This is a genomic window from Streptomyces sp. NPDC059895 (assembly GCF_042731035.1).
GTDB lineage: Bacteria > Actinomycetota > Actinomycetes > Streptomycetales > Streptomycetaceae > Streptomyces.
The window spans coordinates 17402-32370 of the sequence record NZ_JBHWKO010000024.1 but is presented as its reverse complement, the minus strand read 5'-3'; the positions used below and the strand labels follow the sequence as shown (position 1 = coordinate 32370).

Below are 14969 nucleotides of genomic sequence, written 5' to 3'. Positions count from 1 at the left end.
GAGAGGGGGCGACACGCAGAACAGGACGTCTCACGTTCGCCATCGGCGTACTGGCGAAGGGGGTAACTGCCTGGCCTGCGGGAACATCGTCTCGCACCATCGGGTTGGAGCAGATGTCGGCGTTCGGGGTCAGGAGGCCATCGACGGTGTCGGCAGTTGGAATGAGCGGTCCCCGCTTGCGGGACTAAGCTGCGGAAGGACAGGGAGGGGAAGTTCCCCCCACTGCCTGACCGCTCTGAGGAGCGATTAACGATGTTCGAGAGGTTCACCGACCGCGCGCGGCGGGTTGTCGTCCTGGCTCAGGAAGAAGCCCGGATGCTCAACCACAACTACATCGGCACCGAGCACATCCTCCTGGGCCTGATCCACGAGGGTGAGGGTGTCGCCGCCAAGGCCCTTGAGAGCCTCGGGATTTCGCTCGAGGCGGTCCGCCAGCAGGTGGAGGAGATCATCGGGCAGGGGCAGCAGGCCCCGTCCGGGCACATCCCCTTCACCCCCCGTGCCAAGAAGGTCCTGGAGCTGTCGCTCCGCGAGGCCCTTCAGCTGGGCCACAACTACATCGGCACGGAGCACATCCTGCTCGGCCTGATCCGTGAGGGCGAGGGCGTCGCCGCCCAGGTCCTGGTCAAGCTGGGTGCAGATCTCAACCGGGTGCGGCAGCAGGTCATCCAGCTGCTCTCCGGCTACCAGGGCAAGGAGACCGCCACCGCCGGCGGGCCTGCCGAGGGCACGCCCTCGACGTCCCTGGTCCTCGACCAGTTCGGCCGGAACCTCACCCAGGCCGCTCGTGAGTCCAAGCTCGACCCGGTCATCGGGCGCGAGAAGGAGATCGAGCGGGTCATGCAGGTGCTGTCCCGCCGTACCAAGAACAACCCGGTCCTGATCGGTGAGCCCGGTGTCGGCAAGACCGCCGTCGTCGAGGGTCTCGCCCAGGCCATCGTCAAGGGCGAGGTGCCCGAGACCCTCAAGGACAAGCACCTCTACACCCTGGACCTCGGCGCGCTGGTCGCCGGCTCCCGGTACCGCGGTGACTTCGAGGAGCGCCTGAAGAAGGTGCTCAAGGAGATCCGCACCCGCGGCGACATCATCCTGTTCATCGACGAGCTCCACACGCTGGTCGGTGCGGGTGCCGCCGAGGGCGCCATCGACGCGGCCTCCATCCTGAAGCCGATGCTGGCCCGCGGTGAGCTCCAGACCATCGGCGCCACGACGCTGGACGAGTACCGCAAGCACCTGGAGAAGGACGCGGCCCTCGAGCGCCGCTTCCAGCCCATCCAGGTCGCCGAGCCGTCCCTGCCGCACACCATCGAGATCCTCAAGGGTCTGCGCGACCGGTACGAGGCCCACCACCGCGTCTCCATCACCGACGAGGCGCTGGTCCAGGCCGCCACCCTGGCCGACCGGTACATCTCGGACCGCTTCCTGCCGGACAAGGCGATCGACCTGATCGACGAGGCCGGTTCCCGGATGCGCATCCGCCGGATGACCGCTCCGCCGGACCTGCGCGAGTTCGACGAGAAGATCGCCGGCGTCCGCCGTGACAAGGAGTCCGCGATCGACTCGCAGGACTTCGAGAAGGCCGCCTCCCTCCGCGACAAGGAGAAGCAGCTCCTGGCCGCCAAGGCCAAGCGGGAGAAGGAGTGGAAGGCCGGCGACATGGACGTCGTCGCCGAGGTCGACGGCGAGCTGATCGCCGAGGTCCTCGCCACGGCGACGGGCATCCCGGTCTTCAAGCTGACCGAGGAGGAGTCCAGCCGCCTGCTCCGCATGGAGGACGAGCTCCACAAGCGGGTCATCGGCCAGAACGACGCCGTCAAGGCGCTGTCGAAGGCGATCCGCCGTACCCGCGCCGGTCTGAAGGACCCGAAGCGCCCCGGTGGTTCGTTCATCTTCGCCGGCCCGTCCGGTGTCGGTAAGACCGAGCTGTCCAAGGCGCTCGCCGAGTTCCTCTTCGGCGACGAGGACGCGCTGATCTCCCTCGACATGTCGGAGTTCAGCGAGAAGCACACGGTGTCGCGTCTCTTCGGTTCCCCGCCCGGATACGTGGGCTACGAAGAGGGCGGCCAGCTCACCGAGAAGGTCCGCCGCAAGCCGTTCTCCGTCGTGCTCTTCGACGAGGTCGAGAAGGCCCACCCGGACATCTTCAACTCGCTGCTGCAGATCCTGGAGGACGGTCGACTGACCGACTCCCAGGGCCGGGTCGTGGACTTCAAGAACACGGTCATCATCATGACGACCAACCTCGGCACCCGGGACATCTCCAAGGGCTTCAACCTCGGCTTCGCGGCCGCGGGCGACACGAAGACCAACTACGAGCGCATGAAGAACAAGGTCTCGGACGAGCTGAAGCAGCACTTCCGGCCCGAGTTCCTCAACCGCGTCGACGACGTCGTCGTGTTTCCGCAGCTGACGCAGGCGGACATCCTGCGGATCGTCGACCTGATGGTCGGCAAGGTCGACGAGCGCCTGAAGGACCGGGACATGGGCATCGAGCTCTCCCAGTCCGCCAAGGAACTGCTGTCCAAGAAGGGCTACGACCCCGTGCTGGGTGCGCGTCCGCTGCGCCGCACCATCCAGCGCGAGATCGAGGACACGCTCTCGGAGAAGATCCTCTTCGGCGAGCTGCGCCCCGGTCACATCGTGGTCGTGGACACCGAGGGCGAGGGCGAGACCAAGACCTTCACCTTCCGGGGTGAGGAGAAGTCGGCCCTGCCGGACGTCCCGCCGATCGAGCAGGCGGCCGGCGGTGCCGGGCCGAACCTGAGCAAGGACGCGTGACCGTCCCGGAGTTCGCCCGGGCGACCTGACGGAACCCGACGGACCTGACAGAAGGGGCCGGTGCTCTCACGAGCACCGGCCCCTTCCGCGTGCCTCGGGTGACGACCGCCCGTCGTCGGCTACGACAACTGCCCGTCGTAGTCCGGCAGCTTGAACGTCTTCTCGGCGTGGCCGCCGGACAGGTCGGTGGCGCTGTTGCCGATGTTCGCGATGATCGTGTAGCCCTTGGCCTCGATGTCGACGCGCTGGGCGGTCTTGTAGTCGGCGACGTCCTCGAAGAGGTCCAGGAAGCCGCGGACATGGAGGCCGGAGACCTGGTAGCCGACGTGCCGGAGGTTGTAGTCGGTCACCGAGGCGATGATCCCGGGGCGGGCCGTGACGAAGAACAGCGCGACACCGTGCTCCTGCGCGTACTCGGCGACGTCGAGGACGGGGGCGTTGGCCGGCTGCGGGTAGCTGAAGCCGAAGTCGCTCTCCAGCGTGGTGTTGTCCACGTCGAAGACGATCGCCTGCTTCTCGCCCGGTACCGGGGAGGCGATGCGCTGCTTCAGGTAGGGCAGGGCCTGGTCCATCACGGCCTGGCAGTCCGCCTGCCAGGTGTCGTAGTCCACGGCTGCCGCGGCTGCGGTCGCCGCCGCGGCCGTGGTGGCGGTGGCGGCCGTGGTGGTGGTGCTGGTGGCCGTGGTGGCGGTGGAGGTGCCGGTGGCCGTCGCGGCCTGTGCGCCGGCCGGGACGGCCATCGCGGTGACTGCGGCCGAGGCCGCGGCGGTCAGGGCGATACGGCGCGTCCAGCTGCCTCTGCTCATGGTGGGGGTCCTCTCGCGTCCATGGCGCTGCGGGTGTCGTGAGCATGCTCATCGAGGGGGATGGCGTGAGGGGAACCAGCGGGTTACTGGACGGTAATGCACCCTGAGAGCCCGGTCACAGCCCCGCGCGCGTGATCGTGGCGCGGGTCACAACTCGGGGAAGGGGGAAGGGAGTAGCGGTCGAGTAGCCCCCGTCACATTCCGAAGTGCCTGCGGGCGGGCGGCCGGTGACATGCCGCACAGGCGATATGTCCGTTACTAGCCGGATTAGTGGCACACTTGGTCCCTGCAAAACGGGCAAAAGCCTCAAGTGCCTGTGCCTACTGTGTGCGTTTTGCGGGCATTTGGCGGAAGTGGGGGCAAAGAGTGAACTGTCAAGAAGTGCATGCTTTCATGGCGATCTACTAGCTTCCGTCGTAGATCACATGTTTGGGGCTTTCGGGGCCTGGGGGTTACCAAGGAATGGCCCATCCGGCGGACGTCCGTCGGGTGGTTTTCTCTGCCCCCGGCCCCCATGAGGTTTCGATGTTCCAGCGCGTCACGTCCCGTTCTTCCCGTACGTCCCTGTTCCGCACCCGCGTGGCGGTCGGGGCCGCCGCTCTCGGCGCCTCGGTCGTGCTCGGGAGCGGGGTGGCGTCCGCCGTCCAGCCCGCCGCTCAGCCCACCACCCAGTCCGCGGTGAAGGCGGCCGCCTCCACCGGCTGGGTCAAGCCGGTCGCGAAGTACACCAAGTCCGCCAGCTTCCACCAGGCCGGCGCCATGTGGCAGTCCACCCACAGCGGGCAGGACTTCGCCGTCCCGAGCGGCACCAAGGTCGTGGCCGCGCACGGCGGCACCGTGGTCAAGGCCGGCGGCAACGGTGCCGGCGACGGCCCCGCCTACGGCAACGCCATCGTCATCAAGCACGGCAACGGCACGTACTCCCAGTACGCCCACCTGTCGCGCGTCGAGGTGAAGGTCGGCCAGATCGTCAAGACCGGTCAGCGCATCGCCCTGTCCGGCAACACCGGCAACTCCAGCGGCCCGCACCTGCACTTCGAGATCCGTACGACCCCCAACTACGGCTCGGCGATCGACCCGGTCGCGTTCCTGCGGGCCAAGGGTCTCGGTATCTGACCTGAGAGGTCTCCGCCCTAGGGCCGCGTGCCCTGATGGGCCTGGGTGACCAGATCGATGGCGACCCCGAGGACAGCTTCGCGCTTGTCCTCGGGGTCGCCTTCGATGTCCTGGAGGAAGAACATGCCGGCGTGCAGCGTGAAGATCGCGCTGACGCAGCGGACCTGGTCGGCCAGGGGGGCGTCCGGGTCGATGATGATGTCGCGCAGACTGCGCATACGGTCCTTGAAGGACTCCCCGATCTGCAACTCCCGCACCGTCGCCTGGTTCTCCTGCATGAACCGGAAGAGGGGCGTGGCGTCGTTGAGGGCCTGGCTGTAGCGGCGGACGAGTTCCCGCTTGGTCTCGAGGGTGTGCGGCTGCGTCTTGCCCCACTCGATCAGGTCCTCGATCGGCTTGGACAGATCCGTGAAGATGCTGACGACGATCTCTTCCTTGGTCTTGAAGTGGTAGTAGAGGGCCGCCTTCGTGACCGACAGGCGCTCGGCGATCTCGCGCAGCGAGGTCTTCTCGTAGCCCTGCTCGGCGAAGAGTTCCAGGGCCACGTCCTGAATGCGCTGGCGGGTGTTGCCTCGGCGCTGCCGCCTGGTGCCGTCCATGGTGACGTCCATCCTCGTACTCCTCGCGCTGCCGCGACACTCGCCCACGACTCGGTAAGAAAAACTTACCCTCCGCCCGGGCTGGAACTTACTTGACGACCGGCTAGTTAGGGGTCTACTTTCCCAGTGTAGTGAACTAGCCGGGCGGCAAGTAAGTAGCCGCCCTGGGGGAGTGGGAATGATGGCGGACACACCAAGCAAACAGACGGGCGCCGACGTCGAGCCGGCTGCGAGAGAACCGAAGAGCGTACGCGTCGTCATGCTCGCGCTCATGATCACGATGATGCTCGCGATGCTCGACAACATGATCGTGGGCACGGCGATGCCGACGATCGTGGGTGAGCTCGGAGGCCTGGAGCACCTGTCGTGGGTGGTCACGTCGTACACCCTCGCGACCGCCGCCTCCACCCCGATCTGGGGCAAGCTCGGCGACATGTACGGGCGCAAGGGCGCCTTCCTGAGCTCGATCGTGATCTTCCTGATCGGGTCGGCGCTGAGCGGCATGGCCCAGGACATGGGCCAGCTGATCGCGTTCCGCGCCGTTCAGGGTCTGGGCGCCGGCGGACTGATGGTCGGCGTCATGGCGATCATCGGTGACCTGGTCCCGCCGCGGGAGCGCGGCAAGTACCAGGGCATGATGGCCGGAGTGATGGCGATCGCGATGATCGGCGGGCCGCTCGTCGGAGGCACCATCACCGATCACTGGGGCTGGCGCTGGGCCTTCTACATCAACCTGCCGCTCGGCATCGTGTCCCTGGGCCTCATCACCGCCGTCCTCCACCTGCCGAGGAAGCGATCCCAGGCGCGCATCGACTACCTGGGTGCCGCGCTGCTGACCATCGGCATCACGGCCATCGTGCTCGTCACCACCTGGGGCGGCACGGAGTACGCCTGGGGCTCCGCGCGGATCATGGAGCTGATCGGCATCGGTGTCGCCACCCTGGTCGGGTTCGTGTTCTGGCAGACCAGGGCCGCCGAGCCGATCGTGCCGCTGCACATCTTCCGCAGCCGCAACTTCACGCTGATGTCCCTCATCGGTTTCATCACCGGCTTCGTGATGTTCGGCGCCACCCTCTTCCTGCCGCTGTACCAGCAGTCCGTGCAGGGCGCGTCCGCGACCAACTCCGGGCTGCTGCTCCTGCCGATGCTCGGCGCGATGCTCGTAACCTCGATCGTCGCGGGCCGCATCACCACCAACAGCGGCCGCTACAAGATCTTCCCCATCGTCGGCGGCGCCCTGATGATCGTCGGGCTGTACCTGTTGTCCACGATGGACACCGGGACCTCCCGGCTCACCTCCGGCGTGTTCATGGCCGTCGTGGGTCTCGGCATGGGCTGCCTGATGCAGATCACCATGCTGGTCGCGCAGAACAGCGTGGAGATGCGGGACATGGGGGTCGCCTCCTCGTCGACCACCCTCTTCCGTACGCTCGGCTCCTCCTTCGGTGTCGCGATCATGGGCGCGCTGTTCAACAGCCGGGTCGAGGACGTCATGGCCGAGCGGGCCGGCGCGCTGGGCTCCGCGGTGACCGAGCAGTCCGCGCAACTGGACGCGGCCAGCCTCGCCGAGCTTCCGGCGGCGGCCCGGGAGGCCTACCAGTACGCGGTCTCCGACGGGACCCACGCGGCGTTCCTCCTCGGCTCGGTGGTGGCCGTGATCGCGCTGGTGGCGGCCTTCTTCGTCAAGGAGGTTCCGCTGCGGGGAGCCGGCCCGAAGCCGGAGGGGCCCGCGGACGGGGCCGCCGCGCCGAAGACGCCGGTGGCGGAGTCCGTCTGACCGACCGGCATGACGAGACCGGTGCCGCGCCGCCCGCGTCGACGGGCGGCGGGCAAGCCCGGTCTCACCGAAGGCCCCGGCGGGTGACCGCTTCAGGGGGCCTTTCCTGTCGCAGGAGCGGGGACCTGGACCGAGGCCGCCGGAGCCGGTGCACGTCCGAGCCGCCGCCCGGGTCGCCGATGTTTACCGGAGCTGCCCGGGGGTGCCGGATCGTCCTGGGGGAGTCGCCGGGCTTGCCGGATCGTCCCCGGGCGCTGGGGTCGCCGGGGTTGCCGGATCGGCCCGGGGCGTCGGGGGCGTCGGGGTCGCCGGGGTCGCCGGAACCGACGGAGTCGCCGGGCCGGTGAGGTTCGCGCGCGGGATCGCTACTGCTCGGACAGTGGTTACGGCTCGGACAGTGGTCCACTGCCCGAACGGTGGTCTACTGCCCGGACGGCGGCAGCATCGGGTAGCTCCCCGTGTTCGTCGGCGCGTGTTCCGGTAGCCACAGGACGGCGACGGCGCCGTCGGCGGGTATGTGCTCCGGCGCCCCGGCCGGCCGTACGTTGCGGAACGTGAGCCGGGCGCCCAGGACGCGGGCCTGGCCCGCGGCGATGGTCAGGCCGAGCCCGTGGCCGTGGCCGGCACGGTCGCTGCTGCCGGTACGGAAGCGGCTCGGGCCCTCGGCGAGCAGGCTCTCGGGGAAGCCGGGGCCGTGGTCGCGGACCCGGATCACCCGGCCCTCCACGGTGACCTGGACGGGCGGTCTGCCGTGCCGGCCGGCGTTGGCGAGCAGGTTGAACAGCACGCGCTCCAGACGCCGGGGATCGGTGGTGACCATCGACTCGTGCACCACACGGACCTCGACCGCGGGATCCTTGGCCGCGACGCGCCGGGTGACGAACTCGCCCAGCAGCACGTCCTGCAACTCCGCGCGCTCCGAGGCGCCGTCGAGGCGGGCCACCTCCAGTACGTCCTCGACGAGGGTGCGCATGGCCTGGGCCCGGTCCAGGACCAGCTCCGTGGGCCGGCCCGGCGGCAGCAGCTCGGCGGCGGTGAGCAGTCCTGTCACGGGTGTGCGCAGCTCGTGCGCGATGTCGGCGGTGACCCTGCGCTCGGCCTCCAGCCGCTGCTGGAGGGCGTCCGCCATGGCGTCGACCGCCCGCGCCAGGTCGTCGGTCTCGTCCCGGACGACTCCGCCGATGGCGTCCCGTACCCGGACGTCCGTCTCGCCCTTGGCGACCTGGTTGGCGGCGGCCGCCGCCTTGCGCAGCCGGCGGGACAGCTGCCCCCCGATGAGCACACCGAGCGCACTGCCGCCCAGGACGACCGCGATGGAGCCGATCACCAGGGCCTGGTCGAGGTCCTTGAGGATGTCCGTGCTGCGGTCGGTGAAACCGGTGTGGAGGGAGAGCACATGGCCGTCCTTGACCGGCACGGCCGCCCAGATGCTCGGCGCGCCGCCCGCGTGCTCGGAGACGAACGTCGCCCGTCGGCCCTCCTCGACCTTCTTCCGCAGCTCCGTCGGCAGACGGGGGTCGTCGATCTCGATGCTGGGGAAGTTGGCGCGTCCGGACACGCCGTAGTTGCGCTGGGCGATCTGGATGCGTTCGTCGGCGAGGTCGCGTGCGTTGTCCAGCATGGACACCCGGGCCGCGTTGTGGACCACCAGGCTGAGCGCGACCGCCACCAGCGCACCGACCAGCGCGATGGCCGCGCTCAGCTTCCACCGCAGGCCGGTGCACATGCCCGCGCGCTCCCCGCGGACCGGAACCAGGTGCCGCAACATCCCCCGCATACCCCCGTCCACACCCGTCCCGCTCAGGCTTTCAGTTTGTAGCCGAAGCCGCGGACCGTCTCGATGCGCTCCTGGCCGATCTTGGTCCGCAGCCGCTGCACATGGACGTCGACGACCCGGGTGTCGCCTCCCCACCCGTAGTCCCAGACGCGCTCCAGGAGCCTGTCCCGCGACAGGACCGTGCCCGGGGCGGAGGAGAACTCCAGCAGCAGACGCATCTCGGTGGGGGTGAGGGCCACCGGCCGTCCGGCCCGGCGCACCTCCATGCCCTCGGTGTCGACCTCCAGCTCGCCGAAGGTCAGCACCCCGCCCGCGGGAGAGTCGTCTGGCTCGGTGCGGTCGCCGCCGCCCGCGTGCCCGAAGCGGCGCAGGACGGCGCGGATGCGGGCGACCAGGACGGCTCCGTCGAACGGCTTGGTCACGTAGTCGTCGGCACCGGCCTCCAGACCGAGGACGACGTCGATGGAGTCGGCGCGCGCGGAGAGCATGATCACCGGCACGGTGGACTCGTCGCGGATGCGCCGGCACAGGCTCACGCCGTCCAGGCCGGGCACCATGACGTCCAACAGCGCGATGTCGGGGCGGTCGGCCCGGAACGCCTCCAGGCCGGACAGGCCGTCGGGCATCGCGGTGACCGCGAAGCCGTCCCGCTCCAGGGCGAGCTGGGTGGCCTCGCGGATGACATCGTCGTCCTCGACGAACAGGACGTGGGTCTGGTCTGCCATCCCGGTGCTCTCAGTCCTCGTGGGTGTCGGCCGTACTTCTGTCGGCATGTCGTTCACTGGTTCATCGGACCGGGCGGCCCGAACGGTTCACGCGACGGGAGATTTTTTTCCGCGTCCTCCGCCCGAGCGCCCCTCGCCCCGGCCGCCGCTCCGGCCGCCGCTCCGGCCGCCGCTTCCGCGGCCCCGGGCAGAACCCGCCCCTCCCGTCTCAGCCGGCCCGGGCTGATCCCCGCCCCTGCCCGTCTCAGCCTGCTTTCGGGGTCAGCCGGCCCTGCCCGTCTCGGCCTGCCCCACCCGGGCTCAGCCCCCGTCGGACTCCGTCGGGTCGTCCCCGCCGACGACGCCGCTGTAGTCGTTGTGCCAGCTGTACTCCTGGACGAAGCGGTCCGCGGTCCAGCGGTACGTGATCACGTTCTCGCCGGACGGACTGGAGACCGGGTCGCCCTTCTCGTACACCTGCTCGGTGACCACCAGGTCGCCGCGGTCTATCTCCGCGTACACCGGGGGCTCCTCGGCCTGGAACACGTTCTCATAGCGGCCGTCGGCCCTCCGGTACACGTACGAGCCGACACCGACGGCGTCGCCGCAGGTCAGTACGTTCACGACGATGTCGCGGCCGGAACCGCCGGTGAGATCGCCGTAGGACACGTCGACCGGGTACTCGTCGCCGGCGCACGGCTTCAGCCCGCGCTTGACCTCCGCCGAGACCGCGGGGTCCTCCTTGACGAGCCGGACCGCGTCCACCCGGTCGGAGGCGTCGGTGGAAGCGGCCGACGGGGAGGTCGTGGCGGCGCCGACGACCGCGTCGCCGCGAGCCGGCCCCTCGTCGCGGGCGCCGGTGCCGCCGGTGGCGCACGCGGAGACGACGAAGGCGAGGGCGGCGAGCACGCCCGCCGCCGTGGTCGCCGCCTGGACGGTGCCCCGGACCGGTGTCGTGGGCCGGGCCTCGGTCAGGCCGCCGCGCAACGCTCCCGCTCCTCACGCTCCAGCGCGCGTGCGTCGAGATCGCGGGCTTCCAGCTCCTCGCGGAGCCGGGCGAGCGCCCGGTGCAGCGTGCTCTTGACCGTTCCGGCCGACATGCCGAGGGCGGCGGCCGTCTCCTCCGTGGACATCTGCTCCCAGTGCCGTAGGACGACGACGCTGCGCTGCTTCGGAGCGAGCACCTTCAGCACGTCCATCAGCAGGGCGCGGTCCGCGTGCTGCTCGGTGGAGTCCTCCACGGAGGCGTCCGGCAACTGCTCGGTGGGCACCTCCTCCAGCCTCCGGGCCCGCCACCACTCCGTCCGCGTGTTGATCATGACTCGGCGCAGGTAGGCGTCGGCGAGCCGCTTGTCCGCGATGCCCTCCCAGCGGCCGTACGTCCGGACCAGCGCGGTCTGGAGCAGGTCCTGTGCCTCGACCGGGTCCGGTACCAGCCGACGGGCGCTGCGCAGCAGCGCGTCCTGCCGGGTGCGGACGTACTCCTCGAACTCGAGCACCTCGCCCTGCGCCATGATCAACCGCCTCCGTGTCCCCGTGCCGGTCGGCCGACGCCGCCGGTTTCCCGCTTCTGGTCTGTGGTCCGCGTGCCGTTGCCGGGCACGCGAACGACGCTACGGAGGTGTTGTCACGGCACTGTCCGAGGCAGCCTGCGGCCACCCCTCGGCTGTCCGTCGGTTGTGTAACGGAAGTAGGGCGAGGGTAAAGACGCGAACCGTATGGTGCGGTTATGGGGTGATGTGTCGGGCGGGTGGGTGGGGAGAGGCGTGACGAACGGCCGGTTGCGGGCCGAGGAAGAGGCCGCCGTCTGTGACGTGACCGTGTGTCAGGTCAGCGGGAGGCGGTAGAGACCGCCGGGCAGCGGCTCCACCAGACCGTCCGCGACGAGCCCGTCCAGGGCACGCGCGCGTTGCACCGGCTCGTGCCAGACCCGGTCGAGGGCGGACTGCGGCACGGGCGCGTGCGCGTCGCGCAGCACGGCGAGCAGCTTGCCCCGCACCTGCCGGTCCGTCCCGGCGTACGTCTGCCCCCGGCGGGGCGGACCGTCGTGCTCCGGCTTGCCCGCGAGCCGCCAGGCGCACTGTGCGGCGATCGGGCAGCGGTGGCAGGTCTCGTTCTTCGCCGTGCACACGAGCGCCCCGAGTTCCATGGACGCGGCGGCCCAGCGGGCGGCGGTCCTCTCGTCCTCGGGGAGCAGGGCGCGCGCCAGCCTGCGTTCGGCGGCCGTCGTGGCGTTCGGCGGGTACTGCGCGCCGGTCACCGCGCGTGCGAAGACCCGGCGCACGTTGGTGTCCAGGACGGCGTGCCGCTGGCCGTACGCGAAGGAGGCGACGGCGGCGGCCGTGTACTCGCCGATGCCGGGGAGCGCCAGCAGTTGCGCGTGGTCCGACGGTACGTCGCCGCCGTGCCGTTCCGTTATGGCCGCCGCGGCGCCGTGCAGGCGCAGGGCGCGGCGGGGATAGCCGAGCCGGCCCCACGCGCGGACGGCCTCGCCGGGCGCCTCCGCGGCCAGGTCGGCGGGGCGCGGCCAGCGCGCCAGCCACTGCTCGTAGACCGGCAGGACACGGCTGACCGGCGTCTGCTGGAGCATGAACTCGCTGACCATCACGCCCCAGGCGCCGGCCTCCGGGCGCCGCCAGGGCAGGTCGCGGGCGTTGTCGTCGAACCAGTCGATCACGGGGGAGTGCAGGTGCGTGCCGGAGACCTTCCCGGCGGCGGTACCGGAGACCTTCCCGGCGGCGGTACCGGCGAGCGTTCCGGTGGTCGGTGCGGTGGTCGTCCCGGTGAACGGTGCGGTGGTCGTCCCGGCGGTGGGTGCGGTGGTCGTCCCGGCGGTGGGGGCGGAGGGCGACTGCTCTCCGGAAGGGGGTCCGGGGACGGCGTCGGCGTCGGTGGGGCTGCTGTGCGGGGGCTTCGTGGGCGCAGTCATGGCCTTTCGATCCTGCCATGCGCACCGGGGCACGCGCGCGTACCGCCACCCGGCGGCGTGGGCGCGGAGCGTCCACGGACATGCGGCGGCATGGGCGCGGAGCGGCTCGCCGACGGTCGGCCGATAGCCATGGCCAAAGCTGCAAGGCATGCGAATGCGAAACATCGTCGACGTCACCGAGCGTGGACGTTCCGTCGTGAGCCGTCACGCGTGGTGACCGGCCGTACGGGCGAGAGGCGCAAGTCGGGGGCGGGGCCGCCCTGTCCGGGATGATGATCCGGAAAAGTTGTGGTCGTGGCGGCGGGTGGGGCCAGCGAACGCGATGATCTCTCGTACAGTTTGCGCCGTGGGATCTCTGCGCAATCCGGTCGGGCCGCTTCCCTCCTCCATCTACTGGCGACGGAGGGCTGTACTGCTGTCCGTGGCAGCCCTGTTGGCGCTGCTGATCGCATGGATCGTCACCTCGGGCGGGGGTGGCGGCGACAACGGCGCAGACGGGGGCAACGGCAAGAATCCGGCGTCCTCCATCACGCCGGGGCCGTCGGGATCGGGGCCGGCGATCAGTCAGAACCCCGGCGGGCGCGACGAGTCGGGCGACGAGGGCTCCGGTGGGTCGGGCGGCTCCGGCAGCTCCAGTGACACTGGTGGGTCCGGTGGGTCCGGTGGGGCCGGTTCGGACGCGGGATCGGGCGGCGGCTCCGGATCGGGAGGTTCCGGCACGAGTGGCGGAGCGGGCTCGGCGGGCTCCGGCGGTTCCGGCAGCGGCTCCGTCGGAACGGGTTCGTCCGCGGCGCTGCCGGCCGGGACCACTCTGCCCGACTGCACCGCCAGCGTGGTCACGTTGAGCCTGCGCAGCGTCCGCAACACGTACTCGCCCGATCAGACGCCCACGTTCCAACTGACGGCGAAGAACTCCTCGGACAACGACTGCAAGGTCGATCTCGGGTCGGAGAACGCGGTGTTGACGATCACTCAGGCGACCGCCGAGGACGACTACTGGTCGTCCGCCGACTGCCCCGCGGTCTCCGGAAGCGTGCTGTACCGCGTGCCGGCGGGCGGCACCTTCACCTACACCCTGAAGTGGGACCGCAAGCCCAGTGCCGCGGAGTGCGCGACGCCTCCGGCCGGGGTGGCGGGAGCCGGGACGTATCTGGTGGAGGCGAAGGCTCCGGGCTTCGCGAAGGCGCAGACGTCGTTCGTGCTGGAGGCCGACTGAGGCGGGGGCGGCGCGTCGGGCCGTGTCCGGAGCCCCGGATACGCCGCCGGCTCACCCGCCGACCGGGCGTGCCGCTCCGCCGGTAGGACGTACCGCTCGGGCCGTCGGACGTACCGCTCCGTCGTCAGACGTACCGCTCCAGGATCGAGGACTCCGCCAGTCGTGAGAGTCCCTCGCGGACGCTGCGTGCCCGCGCCTCGCCCACGCCGTCGACCGTCTGGAGGTCGTCGACGCTGGCGGCGAGGAGCTTCTGGAGGCCGCCGAAGTGCTCCACCAGGCGGTCGATGATCGCTCCGGGGAGCCGCGGGACCTTGGCCAGGAGGCGGAAGCCGCGCGGCGAGACGGCCGAGTCGAGGGCCTCGGGCGAGCCGGTGTAACCCAACGCGCGTGCCACCGTGGAGAGTTCCAGGAGCTCGGCGTGGGACAGGGCGTCCAGTTCGTGCAGCGCCTCGTCGACCGTGCGGGAGCGCTTGGCCGTGGGCTCGGGGACGTAGTCCCGGACCACCAGTTCCCGCTCGGGTTCCACGCCGGCGATCAGCTCGTCGAGCTGGAGGGCGAGGAGACGGCCGTCCGTACCCAGTTCGACCACGTACTCGGCGATTTCGGTGGCGATGCGGCGCACCATCTCCAGACGCTGGGCCACCGCGGAGACGTCCCGGACCGTCACCAGGTCCTCGATCTCCAGTGCCGACAGCGTTCCCGCGACCTCGTCGAGGCGGAGTTTGTAACGCTCCAGGGTGGCGAGGGCCTGGTTGGCGCGGGACAGGATCGCCGCCGAGTCCTCCAGGACGCGGCGCTGGCCGTCGACGTACAGCGCGATCAGCCGCATCGACTGGGAGACCGAGACGACCGGGAAGCCGACCTGTTTGCTGACGCGGTCCGCGGTGCGGTGGCGGGTGCCCGTCTCCTCCGTCGGGATCGTGGGGTCCGGCACCAGCTGGACACCGGCCCGGAGGATCTTGGACAGGTCGGAGGAGAGCACGATGCCGCCGTCGAGCTTGCACAGCTCGCGCAGGCGGGTGGCGGTGAACTCGACGTCCAGGACGAAGCCGCCCGTGCACATCGGCTCGACCGTCTTGTCCGAGCCCAGCACGATGAGCCCTCCGGTGTTGCCGCGGAGAACCCGCTCGAGGCCGTCACGCAGAGCCGTGCCGGGGGCCACCGCGCTCAGCGCGGCGCGCATCAGGCCGTCGGCACCGGAACTCCCACCGGACTTTCCGGGAGCTGCCGCCCGGTCGTTGGCTGCCACTGCACTCCTCCGGTCGCG

Annotated in this window: 12 protein-coding genes; 4 read left to right on the top strand and 8 right to left on the bottom strand. The window is 70.4% G+C overall.

Annotated elements, in window-relative coordinates; genetic code table 11:
• Positions 1-252: 252 nt before the first annotated feature.
• The gene (locus tag ACFV9M_RS25245) at positions 253-2778 is read left to right on the top strand and encodes an ATP-dependent Clp protease ATP-binding subunit (protein WP_385065916.1); all 2526 of its coding nucleotides are present in this window, start codon (positions 253-255) and stop codon (positions 2776-2778) included.
• A 119-nt stretch (positions 2779-2897) separates the two neighbouring features.
• Here ACFV9M_RS25245 and ACFV9M_RS25240 read toward each other — a convergent pair whose 3' ends face one another.
• Positions 2898-3584 carry an HAD family acid phosphatase gene (locus ACFV9M_RS25240; protein WP_385065914.1) on the bottom strand — a complete coding sequence of 229 codons (687 nt, stop codon included), beginning with the start codon at positions 3582-3584 and terminating at the stop codon, positions 2898-2900.
• Between the two features lie 525 nt (positions 3585-4109).
• On the opposite strand from ACFV9M_RS25240, the gene ACFV9M_RS25235 reads away from it, so the two are divergent.
• A complete protein-coding gene (locus ACFV9M_RS25235; RefSeq protein ID WP_385065912.1) occupies positions 4110-4700 on the top strand; it encodes a M23 family metallopeptidase in 591 nt (196 codons plus the stop codon).
• A gap of 17 nt (positions 4701-4717) precedes the next feature.
• Here ACFV9M_RS25235 and ACFV9M_RS25230 read toward each other — a convergent pair whose 3' ends face one another.
• The gene (locus tag ACFV9M_RS25230; protein ID WP_385065909.1) at positions 4718-5311 is read right to left on the bottom strand and encodes a TetR/AcrR family transcriptional regulator; all 594 of its coding nucleotides are present in this window, start codon (positions 5309-5311) and stop codon (positions 4718-4720) included.
• Between the two features lie 169 nt (positions 5312-5480).
• On the opposite strand from ACFV9M_RS25230, the gene ACFV9M_RS25225 reads away from it, so the two are divergent.
• The gene (locus ACFV9M_RS25225) at positions 5481-7076 is read left to right on the top strand and encodes an MDR family MFS transporter (RefSeq protein ID WP_385065906.1); all 1596 of its coding nucleotides are present in this window, start codon (positions 5481-5483) and stop codon (positions 7074-7076) included.
• A gap of 421 nt (positions 7077-7497) precedes the next feature.
• Here the strand turns inward: ACFV9M_RS25225 and cseC are convergent, their stop codons facing one another.
• From cseC to ACFV9M_RS25200, 5 genes are all read right to left on the bottom strand, one after another.
• Positions 7498-8853, bottom strand: coding sequence for a two-component system sensor histidine kinase CseC (cseC, locus tag ACFV9M_RS25220; RefSeq protein WP_385065903.1), 1356 nt, complete (start codon positions 8851-8853; stop codon positions 7498-7500).
• Positions 8854-8876: 23 nt separating this feature from the next.
• Positions 8877-9578 (bottom strand): two-component system response regulator CseB, encoded by a 702-nt coding sequence (cseB, locus tag ACFV9M_RS25215; RefSeq protein WP_385065900.1) that lies wholly within the window; start codon positions 9576-9578, stop codon positions 8877-8879.
• 300 nt (positions 9579-9878) lie between these two features.
• A complete protein-coding gene (locus ACFV9M_RS25210) occupies positions 9879-10544 on the bottom strand; it encodes a hypothetical protein (RefSeq protein ID WP_385065897.1) in 666 nt (221 codons plus the stop codon).
• A complete protein-coding gene (locus ACFV9M_RS25205) occupies positions 10529-11071 on the bottom strand; it encodes a SigE family RNA polymerase sigma factor (protein ID WP_385065894.1) in 543 nt (180 codons plus the stop codon). Before ACFV9M_RS25205 ends, ACFV9M_RS25210 begins: the two co-directional genes overlap by 16 nt.
• 311 nt (positions 11072-11382) lie before the next feature.
• Positions 11383-12486 (bottom strand): A/G-specific adenine glycosylase, encoded by a 1104-nt coding sequence (locus tag ACFV9M_RS25200; protein WP_385065891.1) that lies wholly within the window; start codon positions 12484-12486, stop codon positions 11383-11385.
• Between the two features lie 346 nt (positions 12487-12832).
• Here ACFV9M_RS25200 and ACFV9M_RS25195 point away from each other — a divergent pair, with 346 nt between their 5' ends.
• A complete protein-coding gene (locus tag ACFV9M_RS25195) occupies positions 12833-13702 on the top strand; it encodes a hypothetical protein (RefSeq protein WP_385065888.1) in 870 nt (289 codons plus the stop codon).
• 124 nt (positions 13703-13826) lie between these two features.
• On the opposite strand, the gene disA is transcribed toward ACFV9M_RS25195, so the two are convergent.
• On the bottom strand, positions 13827-14951 hold the full coding sequence (disA, locus tag ACFV9M_RS25190) for a DNA integrity scanning diadenylate cyclase DisA (protein ID WP_385065885.1): 1125 nt from the start codon (positions 14949-14951) through the stop codon (positions 13827-13829).
• Positions 14952-14969 lie beyond the last annotated feature (18 nt).

Coding starts and splice junctions, on each gene's coding strand:
- ACFV9M_RS25245 (WP_385065916.1), top strand. CDS start 253: ATGTTCGAGAGGTTCACCGACCGCGCGCGGCGGGTTGTCGTCCTGGCT.
- ACFV9M_RS25240 (WP_385065914.1), bottom strand. CDS start 3,584: ATGAGCAGAGGCAGCTGGACGCGCCGTATCGCCCTGACCGCCGCGGCC.
- ACFV9M_RS25235 (WP_385065912.1), top strand. CDS start 4,110: ATGTTCCAGCGCGTCACGTCCCGTTCTTCCCGTACGTCCCTGTTCCGC.
- ACFV9M_RS25230 (WP_385065909.1), bottom strand. CDS start 5,311: ATGGACGTCACCATGGACGGCACCAGGCGGCAGCGCCGAGGCAACACC.
- ACFV9M_RS25225 (WP_385065906.1), top strand. CDS start 5,481: ATGGCGGACACACCAAGCAAACAGACGGGCGCCGACGTCGAGCCGGCT.
- cseC (WP_385065903.1), bottom strand. CDS start 8,853: ATGCGGGGGATGTTGCGGCACCTGGTTCCGGTCCGCGGGGAGCGCGCG.
- cseB (WP_385065900.1), bottom strand. CDS start 9,578: ATGGCAGACCAGACCCACGTCCTGTTCGTCGAGGACGACGATGTCATC.
- ACFV9M_RS25205 (WP_385065894.1), bottom strand. CDS start 11,071: ATGGCGCAGGGCGAGGTGCTCGAGTTCGAGGAGTACGTCCGCACCCGG.
- ACFV9M_RS25200 (WP_385065891.1), bottom strand. CDS start 12,486: ATGACTGCGCCCACGAAGCCCCCGCACAGCAGCCCCACCGACGCCGAC.